The 21,679-nt window shown below is 42.7% G+C and carries 18 protein-coding genes; 16 read left to right on the top strand and 2 right to left on the bottom strand.

Annotated elements, in window-relative coordinates; genetic code table 11:
* The first annotated feature begins 16 nt into the window (after window positions 1–16).
* Window positions 17–1,675, top strand: coding sequence for an ABC transporter substrate-binding protein (locus ACETMN_RS15395; RefSeq protein ID WP_411736304.1), 1,659 nt, complete (start codon window positions 17–19; stop codon window positions 1,673–1,675).
* Between the two features lie 224 nt (window positions 1,676–1,899).
* On the opposite strand, the gene ACETMN_RS15400 is transcribed toward ACETMN_RS15395, so the two are convergent.
* The gene (locus ACETMN_RS15400) at window positions 1,900–3,042 is read right to left on the bottom strand and encodes a glycosyl hydrolase family 8 (protein ID WP_411736305.1); all 1,143 of its coding nucleotides are present in this window, start codon (window positions 3,040–3,042) and stop codon (window positions 1,900–1,902) included.
* Window positions 3,043–3,330: 288 nt separating this feature from the next.
* Between ACETMN_RS15400 and ACETMN_RS15405 the strand changes: the two genes are divergently transcribed.
* The 14 genes from ACETMN_RS15405 to ACETMN_RS15470 all read left to right on the top strand — a co-directional run bounded on the left by ACETMN_RS15405 (window position 3,331) and on the right by ACETMN_RS15470 (window position 19,979).
* Window positions 3,331–4,614: an SGNH/GDSL hydrolase family protein gene (locus tag ACETMN_RS15405; RefSeq protein WP_411736306.1), complete on the top strand. Its 1,284-nt coding sequence runs from the start codon at window positions 3,331–3,333 to the stop codon at window positions 4,612–4,614.
* A gap of 41 nt (window positions 4,615–4,655) precedes the next feature.
* Entirely contained in the window at window positions 4,656–5,429 is a 774-nt protein-coding gene (locus ACETMN_RS15410) for an alpha/beta hydrolase (protein WP_036615880.1), read from the top strand.
* Between the two features lie 71 nt (window positions 5,430–5,500).
* Complete coding sequence (locus ACETMN_RS15415; RefSeq protein ID WP_036615877.1) at window positions 5,501–6,136, top strand: glycoside hydrolase family 11 protein; 636 nt, start codon at window positions 5,501–5,503, stop codon at window positions 6,134–6,136.
* 133 nt (window positions 6,137–6,269) lie between these two features.
* Window positions 6,270–7,109 (top strand): formylglycine-generating enzyme family protein, encoded by an 840-nt coding sequence (locus tag ACETMN_RS15420; protein WP_411736307.1) that lies wholly within the window; start codon window positions 6,270–6,272, stop codon window positions 7,107–7,109.
* A 349-nt stretch (window positions 7,110–7,458) separates the two neighbouring features.
* Window positions 7,459–8,574: a helix-turn-helix domain-containing protein gene (locus ACETMN_RS15425; protein ID WP_036615870.1), complete on the top strand. Its 1,116-nt coding sequence runs from the start codon at window positions 7,459–7,461 to the stop codon at window positions 8,572–8,574.
* Window positions 8,575–8,596: 22 nt separating this feature from the next.
* Window positions 8,597–10,360, top strand: coding sequence for a sensor histidine kinase (locus ACETMN_RS15430; protein WP_411736308.1), 1,764 nt, complete (start codon window positions 8,597–8,599; stop codon window positions 10,358–10,360).
* Window positions 10,361–10,373: 13 nt separating this feature from the next.
* A complete protein-coding gene (locus tag ACETMN_RS15435; RefSeq protein WP_340935988.1) occupies window positions 10,374–11,915 on the top strand; it encodes a response regulator in 1,542 nt (513 codons plus the stop codon).
* A 139-nt stretch (window positions 11,916–12,054) separates the two neighbouring features.
* Window positions 12,055–13,710: an extracellular solute-binding protein gene (locus ACETMN_RS15440; RefSeq protein ID WP_036671131.1), complete on the top strand. Its 1,656-nt coding sequence runs from the start codon at window positions 12,055–12,057 to the stop codon at window positions 13,708–13,710.
* A 112-nt stretch (window positions 13,711–13,822) separates the two neighbouring features.
* Complete coding sequence (locus tag ACETMN_RS15445; RefSeq protein WP_017688458.1) at window positions 13,823–14,788, top strand: ABC transporter permease; 966 nt, start codon at window positions 13,823–13,825, stop codon at window positions 14,786–14,788.
* Between the two features lie 12 nt (window positions 14,789–14,800).
* The gene (locus tag ACETMN_RS15450) at window positions 14,801–15,703 is read left to right on the top strand and encodes a carbohydrate ABC transporter permease (protein ID WP_017688457.1); all 903 of its coding nucleotides are present in this window, start codon (window positions 14,801–14,803) and stop codon (window positions 15,701–15,703) included.
* Between the two features lie 282 nt (window positions 15,704–15,985).
* Window positions 15,986–16,360 carry a response regulator transcription factor gene (locus ACETMN_RS15455; RefSeq protein WP_411736309.1) on the top strand — a complete coding sequence of 125 codons (375 nt, stop codon included), beginning with the start codon at window positions 15,986–15,988 and terminating at the stop codon, window positions 16,358–16,360.
* Window positions 16,350–16,985, top strand: coding sequence for a hypothetical protein (locus ACETMN_RS15460; RefSeq protein ID WP_017688455.1), 636 nt, complete (start codon window positions 16,350–16,352; stop codon window positions 16,983–16,985). Before ACETMN_RS15455 ends, ACETMN_RS15460 begins: the two co-directional genes overlap by 11 nt.
* Window positions 16,978–17,940, top strand: coding sequence for a sensor domain-containing diguanylate cyclase (locus ACETMN_RS15465; protein ID WP_100526257.1), 963 nt, complete (start codon window positions 16,978–16,980; stop codon window positions 17,938–17,940). The genes ACETMN_RS15460 and ACETMN_RS15465 overlap by 8 nt, the downstream gene beginning before the upstream one ends.
* 1,241 nt (window positions 17,941–19,181) lie before the next feature.
* Complete coding sequence (locus ACETMN_RS15470; RefSeq protein WP_036615847.1) at window positions 19,182–19,979, top strand: hypothetical protein; 798 nt, start codon at window positions 19,182–19,184, stop codon at window positions 19,977–19,979.
* Window positions 19,980–20,052: 73 nt separating this feature from the next.
* Here ACETMN_RS15470 and ACETMN_RS15475 read toward each other — a convergent pair whose 3' ends face one another.
* Window positions 20,053–20,397, bottom strand: a complete 345-nt coding sequence (locus tag ACETMN_RS15475; RefSeq protein WP_074095086.1) for a winged helix-turn-helix transcriptional regulator — start codon at window positions 20,395–20,397, stop codon at window positions 20,053–20,055.
* Between the two features lie 247 nt (window positions 20,398–20,644).
* Here ACETMN_RS15475 and ACETMN_RS15480 point away from each other — a divergent pair, with 247 nt between their 5' ends.
* A complete protein-coding gene (locus ACETMN_RS15480) occupies window positions 20,645–21,679 on the top strand; it encodes an LLM class flavin-dependent oxidoreductase (protein ID WP_411736311.1) in 1,035 nt (344 codons plus the stop codon).

Genomic DNA, 21,679 nt, shown 5'->3' on the forward strand with positions numbered 1-21,679 from the left:
ATTTTTTCTATTATTCATGAAGGAGAGGATTATATTGAAAAAAGCGGGATTCATCATTCTTGCCTGTATGCTGTTTACCTCGTTGGTACTTGCCGGATGTTCAAGCTCTGATAAGGGGAACGGGGAAGGCAGCGATCCGTCAGGCAAGACGGCCATTAATGTGTTTGCTCACCAGGGTTCGGATACCAACCTTTCCACTAACAAATTCACGAAGAAAATGGAAGAGAAGTTTGATATTCAGTTCAACTGGACTACGGTTCCATTCGACGGTGCAGCGGAGAAAAGACAGATTTCACTGGCTTCCGGTGATTATCCGGACTTGTATCTGCTCATCCCTTGGGTAGATCGTTTCTCCCAGACAGACTTGTTGAAGTTTGGTCAGCAGGGGGTTATTTTGCCGCTGAATGATCTGATTGAGGAGCATGCTCCCAATATTAAAAAAGTACTTGAGAGCAATGACTATTATCGGGCCATGAACACTGCTCCTGACGGAAATATCTATGGTCTGACGGGTCTGAATGAATGTTTTCACTGTTCATACCCAAACAAGATGTGGGTCAACACCAAATGGATGGAACAACTGGGCCTGACCGAACCCACGACGACAGAAGAATTTAAGGAAATGCTTCGGGCATTTAAAACGAAAGACCCGAACGGGAACGGTAAAGCCGACGAAGTACCGCTAAGCGGTTCGACTGAAAATTTCGGTGTGCACATTATTCCGTACTTGATGAACGGTTTTATCTATGACGACGATCGGAATTATCTCATTGTCAATCAGGGGAAAGTGGAGACCGTAGTGAACAAACCGGAGTGGAAAGAAGGGCTTGCCTATATTAAATCCCTGTACGATGAAGGGTTGATTGATCCAGGGGCATTTACCCAAAACGTCGGGGCCTTCAAAAAAATTGGCGATAACGCTGATGCACAGCTTCTCGGTGCGGGAGCAGCGATGCATCCATCATTATTCGTAACCACTGCCGAAGGTTCTCCTTACGGGAATGATTACAATCCCATCCCTCCATTGAAGGGACCCCATGCTGCTTATGCTACGTACAACTATCCAATTGATCCCGGAGCGTCTTTTGTACTGACAAACAAAGCCAGTCAGGAAACACAGATCGCGGCCATAAAGCTGCTGGATTATCTCTATACCCAGGAAGGAACCATGGCATCATATCTGGGAGAAGAGGGCGTAAGCTGGCGCAAACCACAAGAAGGAGAAGTGGCGCTCAATGATCAGATTGAGCCGTTATATAAAGCCATTCCGCTTCCTTCTGGAGAAGAACCTCGTAATGACAGTTGGGCTGCATTGAGTCAGTACAATCATTATCAGGCATACCGGGACTCCGAAGTACAGGGGACAGACATCTATGCCAATGATGGTGGTGAGCGACGTCTCTATGAGGCGACATTGTTAATGGAGGGCAAGGAACCAAAAGAGATTTTCCCTCATTGGGCATTGTGGGTAGATCCGTCCCAAGCTGATGAAGCCAGCATGATGCAGACCAATCTCAAGGATTACATCGATCAGAACGCCCTGCAATTTATTACTGGCGCCAAAAGTCTGGATAAGGATTGGGATGAATATGTGAAAGGCCTGGAGGGATTGAACATTAATCGATATCTGGAGATTATGCAGTCTTCCTATGATACTTCTTCCGTTTCCAAATAATTAAAGTATCTGGATCATACAGAGTGGGGAAAGTTACTGCCTGTATTTGCACAACCAAACGCGTTCCCGGTTCGCAGTCAACATATGCGAGCCGGGAACGCGTTTGGTTGATATAGATTAAATCGTAATATCATTGCATCCTTCTTAAAATTCAGTGATTGGACCTGTCCTGCAAGCCAAACGTTCACAGGGCAGGTTCAACGGCTCGTGCACATTCCCTTAGTTTAGTACATGCGATATCTTCCGCTTAGAGCGAGCATGCTGAAAAAATACAGGCAATTGTCGTAATAACGTCGCTCTCCCTGACGCAGAGGTGTGTTCCAGAACTTGTGAACGAATGTGTCAGCATGTGGACCGTCCGCAGCCAGTGAAGCCATGGCATTGGTAGCCAGCAAACCTACAGGATGCAGTGAAGGTTCGTCGAAAGGTTCACCTTCTATTGTATAGCGACGATAATCGGACATTTCAATATCACTGAAGAAGGATTGAATCCGATTGGATTGTTCGATCTGCCAGTGATCCTTGCGGAACCATTCCCAGTCCAGCGCTATATTTGCAGCAACACGGTAGGCATCACTGTAAAAATGTCTGAAATCACCATGCGGCTGTATTGGAGCCGGAGAGCCGTCATAGTTCGCATATTCAGGTGATAGTCCCGTTACGGGATGGCAGGCTGTATGAAGGTAAGCGCGACTAGCGGCCGCCGCTTCTTTCCAGAAGCGCTGATCTTCTTCATCCGCATATTTCGCGAATAGTTCATAAAAATGAGGCAGATGGTAGGATGGGTCGCTAAACGGTGTTTCTGGTATGAATTTGATCAGTTTTGTTTCCGGGTCCCACATGGGATCGCCTTCGCCGTCTTCGCCTTGATGTATACATGCACGAAGAATCTTGCGGGCTTGTGCCTTGTAATCATAAGGTTCAGCGCCATCGCCCCAGCGGTTGGAGGCAAAAAAAAGCGCCATGGCAAAAAACTCCTCACCATCAGGAGCAGGACCTTGCGAGAGTTGGGTTCCGTCAGGCTTGCAATGCCAGGCAAAATAATCTTTATAACGACCCGCTTTATGTTGCATAAACGAGTGTGAGAAATTCCAGAGTCGATCAAATTCCTCTTTTTTGTCCATCTGAACAGCCATCATCATGCCATAGGACATGCCCTCGGAGCGAACATCGAGATTACCAGTGTCCAGCAAATAACCCTTATCCTCACCCATGGGGTAATATATTCGAGTATTATCATCGCCGTAAAACAGCTCGTTCCATGTTTCTTCCAATCTGTTCGTGATCTCATTCTCATCGTAGCCTAGCTTCAAGAACAGATTTGTATATGTACCCGTATCCCACGCGCCTTGACCCGTGATATTCATGAGTATCCTCCTTCATCAATGCGGTTTTTCAAAATTATAACATGGAAATAGTATACAAATTAAAGCGTTTACATGAAAAATTATAGGTGTTCATATCTGCATGTCATTGTACTCAAATTAAAATGATATATTGGTTAAAATCCTATACTTTGTCAGGTTGTTGTAAAATTATGTAAGGGATACACTTTGGGAGAAGGATCACATCTGATCTAATAATACAAGCTGTGATTCTTTAAAAGTTGTTTGAGGATGGTCAGAATCTAAACCGGAAGGATGTGATGATGATTTATGCTCCAGGATTCAGGAGATGCAGGTGAAAACACGGAATTCACTGCACCGCGCGATCCAGTTGGAGTGACAGCGTCGGCAGTCAAGCCCGCAATTGATTTTGGGTCACCTAGATATCGCGACATGATTGGCCGATCTCTTCTGAACAAAGGAAATAATGTCAGATTAAAACGAGCCATTGAGAAGGCAAAAAACGGCGAACCTGTCGTTATCGCTTATATTGGAGGCTCCATTACCCATGGTGCTGGTGCAGTACCTATTCATCTCCAAAGTTACGCTTATCGGTCGTATGAGTCGTTCAAGTTTATGTTTGCGCTTTCAAAAGATAGTCCGATTCATCTGATTAAAGCAGGTGTGGGTGGAACTCCTTCAGAACTGGGGATTGTACGTTATGATCGTGATGTGCTGAGGGGAGGTGCCGTTCAGCCGGATATTGTCATAATCGAATTCGCAGTTAATGACGCAGATGATGAAACCCAAGGTAAATGTTACGAGAGTCTGGTACTCAAAGCACTTACTGCCGATAACAAGCCAGCGGTCATCTTGTTATTCAGTGTATTCGAAAATGACTGGAATCTACAGGATCGTCTCGCTCCGGTAGGCTGGCATTATGATCTGCCAATGGTAAGTGTGAAAGATGCTGTCGTAGATCAGTTCAATAAGACAAAAGGTGAAGGCAACGTTATTTCCAAAAAGCAATTTTTCCATGATATATATCATCCAACTAATATAGGGCATCGAATTATGGCCGATTGTTTGGAATATTTGTTCGACGTGACGAATCGTTCTGAGTGGGATGAGAAAGATCATCATATTGAAAAAGCTCCGCTAATTGGGAATGAATTTGTTAATGTGAAGCTGTTGGATCGGAAAAATGGCAATCATATTGCCCGAATCGATGCAGGCTCTTTTTGTAAAACGGACACGGATCTGCAGATGGCTGAGATGGATGCTCATGACTATGGTACACCTCAGTTCCCCAACAACTGGATGCGTACAGGAGAGGGAAAAGAGGATCAGAGGAGCTTTCGGATAAGTTTGCAGTGCAAACGCCTCATTCTGATCTTCAAGGATTCTGGTAACGAAAAATTCGGAACTGCACATATCAAGGTAGATGGGGTATTTGTCCAAAAAGTCGATCCGCGTCAAGTGAACTGGACCCATTGCCATGCCACACTTCTGCTTAACGAAGAGCATGTGGGGGAGCACTCCATCGAGATCGAAATGGCGGAAGGCCATGAACATAAATGCTTCACTATTCTGGGTTTTGGCTATGTGGATTAACTGAAGACTGATAGTCACTCATATGTTCGGAGGAAAAGAGAATGGAATTGATCTCACCAGCAGTAACGGGATATGACCAGTATCGGGAGAATATACCACGTGGAGTCATGGAGACGGTAGAGTATCCTTCCACCACGGTTGGCAATTCCCGTAAAGTGATGGTGTACACCCCACCAGAATTTTCTTCGACAACGATGTATCCTGTACTTTTTCTTTTGCATGGTATTGGCGGAGACGAAACCGAATGGCATACTCATGGTTCTCCGCAAATTATTCTCGACAATCTGTACAACGATAATATGCTTGAACCGATGGTTATTGTTTTCCCCAACGGTCGCGCAATGTCGAATGATCGAGCCGTAGGAGACCTGTTTGAACTTGAGAAAATCAAAGCATTTAAACGGTTCGAATCCGATCTGCTCAACGATTTGATACCTTACATGGAGTCGAACTACCCTTTGCATAAAAGCCGGGATAAAAGGGCGATTGCTGGTTTATCCATGGGTGGAGGTCAATCCTTAAATATCGGATTAAGTAATCTAGACCATTTTGCATGGATCGGTGCTTTCTCCGCAGCCCCAAATACCAGAAGTCCCGAGCTGCTTGTCCCTGATCTTTCGAAAGCGCCTTCATTACTCTCGCTGTTATGGATCTCTTGCGGTGAACAGGACAATCTTATAGAGATTAGTCTTGGGGTTCACCAATATCTGGCGCAACACGGAGTACCTCACATTTGGCATGAGGAAAGTGGAGGACATGATTGGCCCGTGTGGAAAAACGATCTGTATCTGTTTTCGCAACGTCTTTTCAAGTGAATTTGCTGAAGAACATTTATATCGGATTGTAGCATCAACCAAATCTATTAAAATATCAGGAGGTATAATCTATGTTTAAATTTAGCAAAAAATTGTTAACCGTTGTTCTTGCAGCTTCCATGAGTTTTGGTGTCTTCGCAGCCACATCGAGCGCAGCAACAGATTATTGGCAAAATTGGACAGATGGTGGAGGAACGGTCAACGCCGTGAATGGATCGGGCGGGAATTACAGCGTGAATTGGCAAAATACCGGGAACTTTGTTGTCGGGAAAGGGTGGACATACGGTACGCCTAATCGAGTGGTCAATTATAATGCGGGCGTATTCTCTCCTTCAGGTAACGGCTATCTCACCTTCTATGGTTGGACTAGAAACGCTCTAATTGAATATTACGTGGTGGATAGCTGGGGAACGTATCGTCCTACCGGAACGTATAAGGGCTCAATGACTAGTGATGGCGGCACATATGACATCTATACAACGATGAGATACAATGCACCTTCCATTGATGGTACTCAGACTTTCCCTCAGTATTGGAGTGTTAGACAGACCAAGAAACCAATCGGAGTCAATTCTACCATCACGTTCAGTAATCATGTGAATGCATGGGCGAGCAAAGGGATGTATTTAGGCAACAGCTGGTCCTATCAGGTGATGGCAACGGAAGGTTATCAAAGTAGCGGAAGCGCAAACGTGACGGTTTGGTAAAAATGATGTGATGCAGTTCAACTTCTGCACCTGCATTTGAAATTCAATTTTCCGGTAGCGTTGAGTAACGTTATTCTCCAGACTAACGGACCTCGACGTTGCCGGATTTAAGCTAGTAAAGGAGAATAATTGAATGAAGAAGCTGGTATGGTTAACTTTAATCGCTATAGTTGTTAGTCTAAGTGCTTGTTCAGCAAGTAATACGAAATTAAGCGATGACTTGGTATTCGTCGAAGGAGGAGCCTTCAAGAGCAGTAAGCCGAGTCAGATCGATAGGAATGAAACGCTGGATCCCTTCTATATTGGCAAATACGAAGTAACTCAAAAAGAATGGATGGAGGTTATGGGGGAAAACCCTTCTGGCTTCAAGGGAGATGACCTGCCTGTTGAAATGGTCAGTTGGTATGACGCAGTGGAATACTGTAATCAAAAAAGTATAAAAGAAAACCTGAAACCTTATTACAATATAGATAAAGACAACCAGGACACGAATAATCACAATGAAAATGACACTATAAAATGGAATGTAACGATCAACGAGGACGCCAACGGTTACCGTTTACCCACAGAGGCAGAATGGGAATACGCTGCAAGCGGAGGTCAAAAGAGCTTAAATTACACATACAGCGGAAGTAACAATCCTGATGAAGTTGCTTGGTACTGGGTAAATGCAGGCGAGAACATTCTGACGGGTGACTGGAGCTGGCCCGCTATTGAGAGCAATCGTAATCAAACCAAAAAAGTCGGAACTCAGAAGGCGAATGAGTTAGGAATCTATGATATGTCTGGGAATGTGAGAGAATGGTGCTGGGACTGGTACAGCGATTCGGAGAGTCCAAATCAAACTTGGCGAGTTGTGAAAGGCGGAGGCTGGATCGGCGGTGTCAATAACAATGAAATATCATTTCGAGGCAAATTTGATGCAAATGGTTTTGGTCCCGATCAAGGATTCCGTATTGTACGTGGAGAATGAAAAATCTTTCTACTGACAATAGATTACTTCTGAGCTAAACCTATACTTTGTCGGGTGAAAACCTATAGTTTAACAGGTTGTTGTACAAAAATGTAAGCGTTACACTTGAATTGTTAACCCGGCGCTTCGCTACAATCGGAGCGTTCTTATAGTACGGTCTAATGGAACCATTTCTATGTTATTGATTAATGACGATGAGACTGGTAGAAATTTTGTTCTCCAAAGTTGTGCGAGCAGACAACAATCCTGCTGTTGTTCTGCTGTTTAGCGTTTTCAGAACAACTGGAATCTACCTATTGATATAGATAAAATACATGCAGCTGATCAAGGATAAAAGTGAGGTGAGCTAATGTACAAGGTCATTGTCGCGGATGATGAGCCATTTATGCTAGAAGGATGGAGAACAATGATTGACTGGCGAGCTTGTGGATATGAACTCTGCGGAACGGCAACAGATGGGGAGGAAGCACTTGCTTTATTCAACTCGGTTGAACCGGATCTTGTCGTCACGGATATTCAAATGCCTGTTATGGATGGTCTTGGTTTGATTCACACCTTGCGAGAAGATCTCGCCTATACCTCTAAAATTGTTATCGTTACAGGATACTCCGATTTTAATTACGCGAAGCAAGCCATACGTTATCAGGTCGATCAGTACGTGCTTAAACCTCTTGTTCCCGAGGAAATTCATCAAATCCTTATGGAAATGATTGAACCTCTGGACAAACGCAGAAATGAGCAAAAACAGCAAAATGGAGTCACGGTTACAGATGAAGCCTATGAAAATCATCTTAATGAATATCGAATAAACGAAGAATATGATTTAGAGCAAATGATGAATATCTCCAAAGAGATCTTGGCGTTGATTGAAGCAGAAAACACGTATTCCATCGATATTGCAGTGAGTGCACTGTTAGAGAAAAGTGAGAAAGCAGAGGTTTCGTTGGAATGGATACATCATGTCATCCGGTATATCCATGGGGAGTTGTTACGAAAATATGGAAAAAGAGAGGGTTGCAAAGAAATACTATGTGAAAAAGAATGGCATGAAGCTGCGAGTTGGTCTTCCGGCACATTGCAAGACCTGTGTGTTCGACTGTCCAAGCAACTTTCCCAGTCTGAATTGAAGCAAAAGACGGGTACGGGAGGGCTGGTTGCAGAAGCAGTGAATGAATTGAAGCAACACTATCGAAGTAAAATTAAATTACAAGATGTAGCTAATCGTATTCACGTGAATTCTGCCTACCTGGGTCAACAGTTCAAGCGGGAGATGGGGGTCAGTTTCAGTGACTATGTGCACCAGCTTCGTGTTGAGGAGGCCCGTAAACTCCTGCGACGTACCAATATGAAGATCACTGACATTGCATTCAGGCTAGGATATCATGATGCTGAATATTTCACCCAAAAGTTCAGAGCGCATACTGGGGAGCTTCCGTCAGTCTATAAAAACAAAAACCAAGGGTGATTATATGCGTCATAAATTCTGGATGTTCAGTAAGGTTAATGATATTCCTCTCCGATCCAAATTTCTGCTTATTTATGTACTTAGTATTCTCCTTCCTGTAATAACGATTAATATCTTCTTTTATGAACGAACCTCTGCGGATATCAAAATTAGAGAACAGGAAAATCTGCGTAAATCCATCGACAGGGCTGCGGGGGAACTGCTAGGCATGATTGATGAGAGCGTTGCCCTGAGCCGAATTATTGCAGCAGACGATTCGCTCTATGAGGCACTGGATCGGACCTATCACTCCCCCGTGGATTATTACAACGTCTACCATGCATTCCTGCGAGATAAATTAACACGGTACATGTCAGCGAATATTCTGGAGGTGCGTATCTATACAGATAACGATACCATTCAAACGGGCAGTCATTATATCGTGATGAAAGACAAGAATGTACTCCCTGGATTGAAACAGCTGAAATCCACCAGTGGAGGCATTCTTGTCGTTGATTATATTGAGCCATCCGGATTCAACGCGGGAAGAAGAATCAGTGTGATTGGCAAAATGGATACCTATACTTCCTATGCCAGTTACAACAAGTATTCCAAGATTGATCTGGAACTGAGCCGGGTGTATAGCATTTTAAATCGTGAATCAGACAGTCTTCAGCTGCGTCTGGTGGACAGCAATAATCGAACTGTCGTTTCAAGTGGGGAATTCAGCGAAACCGACTTATCCCCCCTTGATAATGAATCAATGCTCAAGGAATCTGGAGATTCTGCTTACACGCTCGAAAAATCGTTGGGGAATCTAGCCTACCTAAAGGGTTGGAAATTGATTGGAGTTGCCGATACGCGTCACCTTGACCACCTTTTGCAAGAAGCCTTTAAATCAATTCTGGGGTTGCTCGCATTAAGTATCGTGGTCCCCTCTGTATTGATCTACATTATTTTACGTTCCTACCACTATCGGATTCGCAAGTTATCCAGACATATGGAGAAGGTTCGTAACGAACGATTCGATCTCATTGAAATTCACGAAGGCCGCGACGAAATTGGCGGGCTAATTCGTACATTTAACATCATGATTGGTAAAATTCATACGCTGATTAATGACGTATATAAACTGGAAATCCGTCAAAAAGATCTGGAGCTGGATCAAGTGAGGACTGAATTGTCGATGCTCCAGAGTCAGATGAATCCCCATTTTTTATTTAACACATTGAATGCCTTGCTGGTCGTGAGTACGAAGAATGGATATACAGAAGTAATTGAGATTATTAAAAGTCTGTCCAAACTGATGCGACAGTTGCTCAGTCATTCTGACAATCTGATTCCTTTGCAAGAAGAGCTGCAATTTACGAATCTTTATCTCCAGATTGAGAAGTTTCGCTTTGGAGAGCTGTTTGATTATACCTTCGAGGTTGATCCTGATGCAGCTTCGTTGCTCATTCCCAGAATGAGTATTCAACCGCTCGTCGAAAATGCCTGCAAACACGGCTTGCAGGCGCGAAAAAATGGAAGACAGATCAAGATAACGGCGAGTCGAAACGCTTCTGAACTGGTTATTCAGGTGATCGATAATGGAATCGGTATGGATGCAGGGAGATTAACCGAGCTCCTGCGAGATATTCGTTCTGAAAGACCCAGGAACGGCGAGCATGTAGGACTCCGCAATGTCTACCGCAGGTTGGAACTCTTTTATGAAGGAAATGCGATATTTGATCTAAGCAGTGTACCTGGAAAGGAAACCATTGCAGGGTACCGTATACCGATCTCCAAGCTGGAACAGAGGAAATAGGAGGTAAACTCTCATGTATAAAGTATTGTTAGTCGATGATGAACCTTATGCCATTGAAGGGTTACAGCTTCTGATCAATTGGGAAAAGTATGGTTTCGAAATCAGAGGTGTGTGCGCCAACGGTGAGGAAGCCATTCGGATGATGGAACAAGATCGACCTGATCTCGTGGTGACAGACATTCGTATGCCTGTGATGAATGGGCTGGAACTTGTAGAAGAAGCACGACGATTGGAACATGAGTCTGTGCTGTTTGTCATCACGAGTGGATACAGTGACTTTAATTATGCCAGACAAGCTATTCGATTAGGTGTCTCCAACTATCTAACCAAACCGGTTGACAGTACAGAAGCAGAGGATATGTTGGTCCGTCTCCGTATGCAATTGCAGGAGCGTGAAACCCAGGAGCGTATAAGGGAACATGCAAACGAGCAAAGGATCAAAGCGTTTTTGTCCGCACTGATTAAGGATAAGCAAAATATATCGGAGGAGGAGATGTCAGAGATACGTCCTCGTTTAAACAAGTCCCATTGGGCATACCTGCGGATAGCCTTTCAGGGAGATATTCAGGAAGTCTGTTCAGTAGTCGAACAAACGGCTGAAGAAACAACTTGCTGTTATGTGATAGACAGAACAAGAGACTCATTGGGGCTTGTATGGGGGGAGGAAACGAATAATAGAAATGAGACGTTTGAAGCAATTAAAGCTTTTACCCAGCGTTTGATGAATAATATGCAACATAACGGCTGCGGAGATATTCATATCGCGGTTGGATTAACGGTCAACAAACTGGAGCATTTATCTGAATCCTTCCGCTCCGCTCAGGAAGTTGGGCGTTATTTGTTTTTTAATCAAGAGCGTCTTTTGTTTGCCGAAGATATTCAGCTGGAAAATTGGCAGTTTGATCCAGAAACGCTGTCAGAGGTGGACCATATTTGCGATTTGCTTGAAAACGGTTCTGTAGAGGAACTCTCGTCTGCGATTCGGAGTGCTTTTGAACTGTTTGTACAGATGAAGGCTGCGCCAGAGATTGTACATATTTTCTCTACCCATATTATATTCCGCGGATTGTCCCTGTGCAGAGAATTAGGAGGAGAACCTAATGCTCTAATGAACGAATTGGCGAGTGGAATTCTGGAGAAGGGCCAACGAAATATAGAAGAGGTTGCTAACAATCTGGAACATTTCTGTTTGCAATGCAAGTCAGCACTGGCCATTTTCCGGGAGAGGCAAATGGGTGGCATCCAGGCGACGGTTGCTGAATATGTGCAGATGCATTACAGGGAGACATTTACGATCCAGGAGCTCGCAGAACGATTCTACGTGAATCCTGTCCATTTAGGGCAATCCTTTTTGCGAAAGTATGGTAAGGGTGTAATCGAGGTAGTACATGATTTAAGAATGGAAGAAGCGAAGCGTCTGCTCCAGCAGACGAATCAAACATCCAGTGCGATTGCGGAGCAAGTAGGGTACCGCAGTTACCAGCATTTTCTCAGACACTTCGAAAAACGAACAGCCATGAAACCAGTAGAATACAGGCAAAAGTATGCGAATTGATCCATGAAAAAGAAGAACCCCTCCTGAATAAGACCTACAATTACAGGGGGGTAGACCTTAAATGTATATATTTTGTAACCGCATACATTTCTTCATACTAAAAACAGTAAGACATACCACTTCCAAGGAGGGCAAGTACATGGGGGGACTTAAGAAAAAGAAGCTTTGGGGTTCCGTATCACTCGTTCTGGCTTTGAGTTTGGCACTGGCAGGATGCAGCGGTGACAATGAGAAAGCGACTACAAAGGATGGGAAAGAGGTACTGAACATCTCGGCCTTTATCGGAACGCCAAATCAGGCGCCAGCTAAAGATAACCGAATCTACAAGAAGATTCAGGATGAACTCGGCGTTAATCTTGAGATGGAGTTTCTAGTAGGTGATCTTCAACAGAAGTTGGGCGTTATGATTGCCGGGGGCGATTTCCCGGATCTGATCACAGCAGACACCAAGTTGGTCTCAGCGGGTGCGGTTATTCCGCTCGAAGATCTCATTGAAGAGCATGCACCTAATCTGAAGAAACATTTCGGTAAAGACTGGAACCGGATGAAAGATTCCAGTGACGGACATATTTACTGGTTGCCTAACTATGGAGTGTATACAGGAGAGTTCATTAGTAACTATTATTCTGGTCCTGCATTCTGGATCCAAAAGTCCATACTGAAGGATGCCGGGTACCCAACTCCTAAAACGTTGGATGATTTCACAAAGTTGGTCCGTGATTATGCAGCCAAGAATCCAACTATTGATGGTCAACCAACGATTGGTTTCACTACATTGGCTTCAGACTGGCGGACGTTCCCTTTGCTTAACCCACCTGAACATCTTACGGGTCACCCCAACGACGGGGGCGTAGTCGTAGATGATAGTGGAGTCGCAACCGTTTTTGCCGACAAAGATATCTCCAAACGGTATTATAAGGAACTAAACAATCTGTACAACGAGGGATTGCTGGATAAAGAAGCCTTTGTTCAGAACTACGATCAATATCTGGCCAAAATTTCTTCGGGACGTGTGCTTAGTATGTTCGACCAGCACTGGAATTTCCAAGCCGGCGAAGACCCACTCGTAGCACAGGGGAAAATTGGCCAGACATACGTAGGCTTCCCGCTTGTCTATGATACAAGTATCACAGATCATTATCTGGATCGTCCGGTCATTAACTTGAACAATGGTTTTGGTATCAGTAAAGATGCCGAAGACCCTGTCGCACTCATCAAATTCCTCGATAAGCTTATGGACGAGAAGTACCAGAAGCTCTTGTCATGGGGTGAAGAGGGTGTAGACTACCAAGTGAATGAAGAGGGAAGATTCTATCGTACACCAGAGCAACGGACAGAGCAGGATGATCCAGCATGGAGATTGGTTAACAAAGCTGAAGGTTTCTACGCTGCTGCACCGAAGCTCGAAGGAACATTTGAAGATGGCAATGCAATTGGAGCGATCAACCAACCTGAGGAATTCTATGACAACCTCAAACCGGAAGATAAAGAACTTCTGGATGCATACGGCTTCAAAACGTGGAGTGACTTCTTCTCTCCTGCACCAGAAAATCCAGTGTACTATCCAGCATGGCAGGTCGATCTGAAAGAAGGCTCTGATGCTGCGGTAGCGAACAAACAAATGACAGACACTTCATTGAAATTCTTGCCTAAAGCAATCATGTCAAAACCGAATGAGTTCGATAACATTTGGACTGAATATGTAGACGCTTACAAGAAGATCGATGTCAAATCCTATGAAGATCGAATTAATGATCAACTGAAATGGAGAATCGAGAACTGGTCTGTTAAATAAAAAAATGCGGCAATGATTCTCTCGGAAGGTATCAACCAAAGGATTACTCAGGCGAGTGCCTTCCGGGGACATCATGCTTAAAGTCGCTGCAAGCCAATAGGAGGAGTGAAAGATGGCGAACACGCCTGGAGCCATACCAGAGCAAACCACCCGTACAGTCGTTCCCAAAGCACCACTGTTAAAACGATTGCGCGGACAAAGACAACTCATGTTCATGTCATTGCCCATCGTTGCGTACATTCTCGTATTCTCGTATTATCCCATTTGGGGCTGGGTTATGGCCTTTCAGAATTACAGTCCTGCGAAGAGTTTCACGCAGCAGGAATGGGTCGGGCTCAAACACTTTAAGTTTTTGTTAACAGACGATGCATTTCTTAACGTGCTTCGTAATACCATTGCGATGAGCGTCATCAATATGGTGCTCGGATTTGCGACAGCAATTATATTTGCCATTTTACTTAATGAGATCAAACATAAGTTATATAAACGAACCATTCAAACAATATCGTATTTACCTCACTTTCTCTCATGGATTATTGTGACAGGTATCGTAGCAAGTTCACTATCTGTAGATGGTGGGATTGTGAATGTGGTACTCATGAAGCTGCATATCATTCAAGAACCTATCATGTGGCTTAGCGTTCCGGAATACTTCTGGGGCATTGTAGGCGCATCCCATGTATGGAAAGAAGTTGGCTGGAATGCCATTATTTATTTGGCGGCCATCACGTCTATCGATCCTTCCCTCTATGAAGCGGCAGAGATTGATGGTGCGAACCGATATAAGAAAATGCTGTATGTGACCTTACCCGGAATCAAATCCATTGTTATCATTTTGCTGATTATGAATATGGGCTGGATTTTGGAAGCTGGATTCGAGGTTCAGTATCTGTTAGGTAATGGTGTGGTTGTCGACTGGTCACAGACGATAGATATATTTGTCCTGAAGTACGGACTACAGATCGGGAATTATTCTTTGGCTACTGCGGCAGGTATCTTCAAAACAGTAGTTAGTATCACGCTGATCTTTGCGGCGAATTCAATTTCCAAACGGCTCGGGGAAGACCGATTAATATAAGGGGGACTAGAGATGGGAATCAATAAATCTCGGCTTGAACCGATTGTCTTCCATACGTTAAATGGTATACTGATGATCGCAATCGCGATTGTTACCCTGTATCCGTTTGTGAATACACTCGCCGTATCATTCAATGCCGGTAATGACACCATCCGGGGTGGGATTTATCTGTGGCCTCGGGTATGGACAGATCAAAACTACAGAGCAGTATTTGCAGGAGGGACCATCTTCAGCGCCTTTGGTATATCTGTGGCGAGAACGGTTTTGGGGACAGTTTTAAGTCTATTCTTAACCTCCATGCTGGCTTACACACTAAGCCGAAAAGATTATATATTACGAAAGCCCATTACCATTACAGTTGTTCTTACGATGTATTTTAGTGCAGGTCTTATTCCAACTTACTTCCTAATGAAAGATTTGCATTTGTTAAACAACTTCCTGGTGTACATTATTCCTGGGCTGATCAGTGCCTTTAATATGATTGTTATTCGAACTTATATCCAGACACTACCCGAGGGATTGATCGAATCCGCCAAAATCGATGGTGCTGGAGATTTCAGAACATTCATTTCCATTATTCTACCGCTGTGCCAACCGGTTCTCGCTACTGTTGCGCTGTTCATTGCAGTCGGTCAATGGAACTCTTGGTTTGATACGTTTCTGTATGCATCTTCCAAACAAAACTTGAGCACGCTGCAATATGAGTTGATGAAACTATTATCATCTTCTATGAATTCCAACAGCAGTGCAGCCGTTGCCAATGGTGCAGATCTTGGTGCTGCGCGTAACATGGTCACACCTGTATCTATTCGGGCAGCGATTACGATTGTTGCCGCATTACCCATCTTAGTCGTATATCCATTTTTGCAGAAGTATTTCGTTCATGGCTTGCAGCTTGGAGGGGTAAAAGAGTAAACTTAATGCAGTTCCAGATAACCGATCAAAAACGGTCACTAGGTGACCGTTTTTTTATGTTTTTTAAACGGCAGACCTTAGTATGTCAATTGCACACGAATCGAACTTATTCAATAATGTTGTTGACAATTAAATTAAAGTTACTATAATTTATATTTACTTGATTCACCAGTCAGTCTCTTTTCAGGGTGCCACTGCGCGCGAAAGCCCTATATCAAGAACTGTCCACAGCGCCTGACCATCCCGAGCTCTTACCATTTTATCAAGGAGACTGAAGAGAAAATGAAAGTATTAATCGTGGAAGACTCCATTTTCGTACAGAAATTGCTTACAAAGCTGATTGTTGATCATATTCCAGAATGCGAGATTCAGATTGCTAACAATGGAGAGCAAGGATACAACCTATTTAAGGAATTTCAACCTGATTTTATAACCACTGACCTGCTGATGCCTGATTTGAACGGACAAGAAATGCTTCGAATGATTCGAGAAACGGATAGCAATGTCAAAATTATTATCTTATCTGCAGATATTCAGAAGACAACTAGGGATGAAGTTGAAATGTTAGGCATTTCTGGTTTTTTGAATAAACCTTTAACCGCCGAGAAGGCAACTACTATGATTCAACTGATTCAGGCGGCCTATCATGCTGAATGATTTACAGAAGGATTTGCTTACTGAACTAGTGAACGTTTACGTGGGACAAGCGGCTAACATGTTGTCAGAGATTGTAGACAAGCGTATCGTTTTGAATATTCCGGAAGTGGAACTAATCTCCATATCCGATGTTGATCCTGGAGATCGAAGATACAACATTTTCTTTAGTGAAGGTCACCTGTTTAGGTCATCCTTACAGTTTGGATACGAATTTCAGGGAAAAGCATTTCTGATGTTTCCTGTTGAGCAGGCTAAAGTATTGGCAAACATCTGTCTTGGAGAACTGGGTGAGAGCGTTATACCGAACGATCCGAACCTGATGGACACGGATTTGGACGTTTTGAAGGAAGTTAGCAATGTCCTGCTTAACGCCATTATTGGAGAATTCGGTAACTTCCTGGAGATCAAACTGGAATACGTCCTGCCTGATATTGAACTGATCTATGTCACCAATTCCGATCAACAAATATTGCTTCAGAATGAAGTTTATGTCCTGGTTTTACATACCTCGTTTTTACTTGCCGATACGGATGTGACAGGTATCATTGTCATAGCACTGAGTATGAACTCCATATCGAGCCTGCTGGCCAAAATGGACGCTTTGTTGGAGGCGGACAATGGATAATCTTATTTCACAAGCTTTGAACAAAGCCCATATGGGAATAATGATCGTGGACAGGCATTTAAAAATTGTTGTGTGGAATGCCTGGTTGGAGCGCTTTACTGGCAAGAATGTAGAAGAGGTAGTTGGCTTAAATCTGCTTGAGGTCTGCCCACGGTTTAAGTCGAACATATATTTAAATATTTTGCAAAATGCGCTGTATCATGGACAGAGCAGGTTTTGCTCAAGCGCTTTACATAAGGCGTTCATTCTTCCTACTGAAGGAGAGGATGAACAATTATTCAGACAAAATATGCATGTTGAACCGCTCTATCATGAAGATCGGAGTTATGTCCTTATTCAGATTACTGACATGACACACACCAATACCAGGGTATATAAACTTAAAAATCTGATCAAAGAACTGGAGACGGAGTACGCCAAAATCAAAATCTCCGAGAAAATCAGCAAGCACTTGTCTTTGCATGATCCACTTACCGGTCTGCCTAATCGTCTTGCTTATAATGACCGTCTTGCCTGGGCCATCAGTAATGCCAAAAGAAACCATAACAAACTAGCCGTCATGTTTGTGGATGCTGATGGGTTTAAACAAGTGAATGATACATATGGACACCATGTTGGCGATCAAGTGTTGTTGGAAATGGCAAAGCGATTAAGCGAAACAATTCCAGGTGCGGACACTGTAGCTCGGCTTGGCGGGGACGAATTCATCATTTTAAGCCATCTGAAAGATGATCACGATGCTGAAGTCATCGCCAAAAGATTGGAAGCTGCATTCAGTACCCATTTCAAAATTGCCGGAAACTATATCAACCTTTCGATGAGTATTGGTATCAGCCTATTTCCCAAGCATGGACAGGAGCCTTCCGAACTTCTGAGACATGCGGATGGAGCCATGTACAAGATTAAAAAGAATGGCAAGAATGGTTATGGAATCTATGAACCTGAAAATGCTTAAGAAATCTAAGAATGTCATTTAATAAAGTTGCTATAATAGCAACTTTATTTGTCTATACAATTAACATAAGAAAAAATATGTTTTTTCTATGAATAATATTTTTTTACATATGAAGATGAGAGAGTAGTTATTGAGTAATGTAGTAATCATTCAGCCAGTAATACTTATAAAGGAGTGTGCATATTGAATGTAATAGATGGGTCGATAATCGTACTTTTGCTGTTCAGTTTCTATATTCTATTACTGTACGGAATGCCGATTATCTTAATCATAGTGGGGTATTTCATATTTAAAGGGTACAAAAAGCGCAGGGGTGTGAAGACGAACGATAAGTCGGTGGCTCCTGATGGTCAGCAAGCTAATATTAAACCATAGATTAATGGTTGATACCACGATATTGAGCGGGACCAGAGTAAGGCCCGATTGAGAGCCGCTATATTAGCGGCTTTTTTGGATTTTAAATAAGAAGAAGTCTGAAAGAGGCGATAGTCAGAACAGTACCAAAAGCAAGGAGAAAAACGCCTCTAAACTTGATGCCCATCATATCGTATTCATGAAGTTCATCCTTCGTACGATTAAAAGGCCATGAATTGGGTCGTCTCATTGCTCTAACTCCAAAGAATAAACCAATCATTCCAAGTAACAGAAAGAAAAAGAAGAAAAACATATCATCCACCCTTTAACAAAGATAAGTAATATGGAACCCTATTGATCTATTGATTTGCCTATGCTTGCTGAGAATACATACTTTATGAAGGGTTACCTGGTTTGAACATTTTGTTGAAGATCAAACTGTATACATAAGCCATCACCATAGGGATTAAAATACGAAGCATAAGACCAGATGATGTTCCTCCCATTAAAATACCACACTTTTCAGTAATCTTTGGCGATCCACTCTACAATAGTCAATATGAGAGGTGATACAACTGCTACTAAACATGGATGTGCTCGATGCCTGTTAATATAATATATCATAAGACATCCAGCCATAAGGAAGAGACCCACATCGAATGGCAGAGCTGAAAAGGAGCGATTCGTGAATTCCGGAGCAAGGTGTCAAAAGTATGTCTTTGATGTTAAGGCAAGAAAACTAGCGAATCTATTTCAAAAAAACTGGAACAGTGCTATGATAAAAGGGAAATAAATCTAATTATTACAATAAATTTAATATATTTACAGAGAGGGATTAAAGATTGAAACTATAATCCAAATATTTTTTATTATGAGGAGGATAAACTATGAATAAGAGAAAAACGAAGAAAGTTAGTACGGTAATGATTTGTATTCTATCGTTATTTTTGGCATCTTCAACAGTCCTGGCTAATACTGCATCTTCACCGTATAGTACACCCAAAATTAAGGGACACACGTACACTTTCACATCTGAAGTATGGACTCGAAATTTCACTACAGGTACGACTGCTGAAGCCGTTGCATCAGTGAAGGCTTCAGCAAGTGTTCCAAATGGATATATGGGAGCTATGGCTAGATTGTACACATCTGGCGGAAGCTTAACAGCTTCAAGTTCCATGACATATAATACGTCGAAAACCTCTAGTTTTTTTGTCTACTCTCCAAGAATAACGACTAAAACGACGTATTATGCTCAGAACGTTGGTGAATTCTATAATGGGAATGGATACACACGGTATACTGGATACAAATCGCCAAACTTAAAGTTATCGAACGTAAATTCATCAAATGTTTTATTTGAAAACAACACTGAAACATCGGAAACGATTCACGAATTATTGCTTCAAACTAAATATGATGTCAATTCACAGGGCGATACCTATGGCTCAGCATTATCTGAACCAATCATTGGGGTTGAACCCGATTTGATTGCTGCAATTGGCACCAATGGAATCGAAGGTTATCTAAAAGCTGAAGATCTTACACCTAAAATCACTACCATCGAAGAAGCCTTGGCACAAACACAAGTGAATGGTACTGTTCGAACGATTCATTTGTATGATGTAGAAGGAGACAATATTATTGGAGAATTTGATGTAGTTACTGATTATAAAGTAGAATAGAAATTTTTCAGAGTAAAAGAGCCGCTAAATTTGCGGCTTTTTTGGGTTAAGCTATCCATTTCAATTAAGTTGCCTAGCCGTATTCTTTGCCGAAGTCCTCCATCTTTTCAAGGATCGGTAGTAACTTCATTCCCTTGTCTGTTAACGAATACTCAACTCGCGGAGGAACTTCCGGATAAACATCACGTTGAATAACACCATCATTCTCCAATTCTTTAAGCTGCTTTGTGAGGGAGCCTTGAGACAGATCTCCAAGGAATTTTTTGATATCCGTATATCGACGTGTTTCGTCTTTTAGGTACCATAAGATAAAATATTTCCAACGCCCAGAGAGGACATTCTGAGTAAAAGCTATGGCGTACATGTCACTTTTTCCATCTATAAACTCTTGTTCAAATCCTTCGTTGCAAACTCTCATTCATATCACTCCTGATCCAAAGGTACAAAAAGATGTACTATGTTCATTTAAATTGCCCTCTTTGCAAACGAAACGAATACACTTATGATTGGTTCAAGAATCAAAACAAAACCATTTTAGTTTGACTAAAGTGTAAAAATATAAACTCATTTGGTTTTATAGTTAGTAGGCTAAGTAATTATTATATTTTTTAATCCTATAGTTAGCAAGCTAAATAATAAATATAACTCAGAAAGGTGTATCCGATGTGAATACAGCAAATGGACTAAAACTTTCGATTTTGGAATTTGTTCATATCTATGCAGGATCTGAGGCTTCAGAAAGCCTTCAGAACGTGACAGAAATGGTTCAATTCGCAGAACAGTGGGGGTTTAACAGATATTGGTTTACAGAACACCATAACACCAAAAACTTGATGAGTACCTCACCAGATTTACTGAGCTTGCATGCGGCAGCTCATACCAAAAGCATTCGAGTAGGCTCAGGTGGCATCATGTTGCCGAATAACAGTGCCTTGAAAGTGATGGAAAACTTTACGCTCCTCGAAGGATTATATCCAGGGCGGATTGACCTCGGGATTGGACGAGCTTCAGGCACGGATGGCAGAACCATGTTGGCATTGTTGAGGTCTCAAGAATTAATGGAAGTGAATGATTTTCCAGAGCAATTAGATAACCTGCTTTCTTTCTTTGCCCGTGACTTCAAAGAAAACCACCCGTTTAGTTCCATCCATCCTCCGGGAGATCATTCCATGGTTCCAGATCTGTTTATGCTAGGATCTAGCGAGGGTGGATTACATTTTGCCTTGGAAAAAGGATTAGGGTTTGTATTTGCTGCACATTTGGCACCGCAACTGGCTATTCCTGTGTTGAGAGCTTATCATGCGAATTTTAAGCCTTCGTCTTATTTTACGGAACCTCAAAGTATGTTAGCGACAATCGTTATTACAGCCGAAACGGAAGAAGAGGCTAAATATATCGCAGGACCAGCTGAGTTAATGTGGGCACAGATGAGTACGGGGACGAGAAACCTTACTTTCCCTACACCGGAAGAAGCCAAAAATCACACCTATACGCCTCATGAAGAGCTGGCCAGGGAACGTAATAAAGATCGCTTTGTGATTGGAAGTGTCGAACAAGTTGCGGAGCACCTTTGGCAGCTTGCGAAAGCAAGTTTAGTGGACGAAATTATGATTGCAGACTTTTATCCGAATCAAGAGAGCCGCAAGAAAGGCCATGAATTATTGGCAAAAGAATTAGGTTTATCACAGGGGAATAAGTGA

Source organism: Paenibacillus sp. M2, from assembly GCF_046713495.1.
GTDB lineage: Bacteria > Bacillota > Bacilli > Paenibacillales > Paenibacillaceae > Paenibacillus > Paenibacillus amylolyticus_B.

Bases quoted from the DNA above. Each gene is read 5' to 3' on its own strand.
- ACETMN_RS15395 (WP_411736304.1), top strand. From the start codon at position 17: ATGAAGGAGAGGATTATATTGAAAAAAGCGGGATTCATCATTCTTGCC.
- ACETMN_RS15400 (WP_411736305.1), bottom strand. From the start codon at position 3,042: ATGAATATCACGGGTCAAGGCGCGTGGGATACGGGTACATATACAAAT.
- ACETMN_RS15405 (WP_411736306.1), top strand. From the start codon at position 3,331: ATGCTCCAGGATTCAGGAGATGCAGGTGAAAACACGGAATTCACTGCA.
- ACETMN_RS15410 (WP_036615880.1), top strand. From the start codon at position 4,656: ATGGAATTGATCTCACCAGCAGTAACGGGATATGACCAGTATCGGGAG.
- ACETMN_RS15415 (WP_036615877.1), top strand. From the start codon at position 5,501: ATGTTTAAATTTAGCAAAAAATTGTTAACCGTTGTTCTTGCAGCTTCC.
- ACETMN_RS15420 (WP_411736307.1), top strand. From the start codon at position 6,270: ATGAAGAAGCTGGTATGGTTAACTTTAATCGCTATAGTTGTTAGTCTA.
- ACETMN_RS15425 (WP_036615870.1), top strand. From the start codon at position 7,459: ATGTACAAGGTCATTGTCGCGGATGATGAGCCATTTATGCTAGAAGGA.
- ACETMN_RS15430 (WP_411736308.1), top strand. From the start codon at position 8,597: ATGTTCAGTAAGGTTAATGATATTCCTCTCCGATCCAAATTTCTGCTT.
- ACETMN_RS15435 (WP_340935988.1), top strand. From the start codon at position 10,374: ATGTATAAAGTATTGTTAGTCGATGATGAACCTTATGCCATTGAAGGG.
- ACETMN_RS15440 (WP_036671131.1), top strand. From the start codon at position 12,055: ATGGGGGGACTTAAGAAAAAGAAGCTTTGGGGTTCCGTATCACTCGTT.
- ACETMN_RS15445 (WP_017688458.1), top strand. From the start codon at position 13,823: ATGGCGAACACGCCTGGAGCCATACCAGAGCAAACCACCCGTACAGTC.
- ACETMN_RS15450 (WP_017688457.1), top strand. From the start codon at position 14,801: ATGGGAATCAATAAATCTCGGCTTGAACCGATTGTCTTCCATACGTTA.
- ACETMN_RS15455 (WP_411736309.1), top strand. From the start codon at position 15,986: ATGAAAGTATTAATCGTGGAAGACTCCATTTTCGTACAGAAATTGCTT.
- ACETMN_RS15460 (WP_017688455.1), top strand. From the start codon at position 16,350: ATGCTGAATGATTTACAGAAGGATTTGCTTACTGAACTAGTGAACGTT.
- ACETMN_RS15465 (WP_100526257.1), top strand. From the start codon at position 16,978: ATGGATAATCTTATTTCACAAGCTTTGAACAAAGCCCATATGGGAATA.
- ACETMN_RS15470 (WP_036615847.1), top strand. From the start codon at position 19,182: ATGAATAAGAGAAAAACGAAGAAAGTTAGTACGGTAATGATTTGTATT.
- ACETMN_RS15475 (WP_074095086.1), bottom strand. From the start codon at position 20,397: ATGAGAGTTTGCAACGAAGGATTTGAACAAGAGTTTATAGATGGAAAA.